Genomic DNA, 465 nt, shown 5'->3' on the forward strand with positions numbered 1-465 from the left:
GTATTAGAATTATTTCACTTCCTAAACTTAGGGAAGGATATCATTTTTTATGAACTTGATGATGAATAGCCAAGGCCCTGATATTATTTTTTAAAAGAATAAGCAACGGGAATGATTCTAGTAATCTTCCAAACCGTTTTGACCATTTTCAGTGATACGGTCTAGCTCTTCACCGTATTTTTCACGAACAACTTTGTTGTTGATTTCTTGGTAAACTTCTTGGAACACTTCTTGCTCTTGAGGAGTTCCTTTAGCAGCTTGAACACGTGGGTCTTTGTTTGCTTCAGCAGTAATGTCAGTCAAAGCCGCAACTGGTGAAACTGCCAACAATGCTGCTGCAGCAAGTGTTGTAAGCAATACTTTTTTCATAATAATCTCTCCTTTTAAAATGGAATTCTAAAATTTGTTGCCCCAATAATTGGCAAACAGTTTCGAGACTGAAAACGTTACCAACTTATCTAATAC

Annotated in this window: 1 protein-coding gene; it reads right to left on the reverse strand. The window is 36.3% G+C overall.

Translation table 11 applies throughout. The annotated features are described in order from the left end of the window. Positions 1-117: 117 nt before the first annotated feature. Positions 118-369, reverse strand: coding sequence for a hypothetical protein (locus HZY94_RS10065; protein ID WP_179925998.1), 252 nt, complete (start codon positions 367-369; stop codon positions 118-120). Positions 370-465 lie beyond the last annotated feature (96 nt).

The sequence above is a fragment of the Streptococcus danieliae genome (assembly GCF_013415245.1).
GTDB lineage: Bacteria > Bacillota > Bacilli > Lactobacillales > Streptococcaceae > Streptococcus > Streptococcus danieliae_A.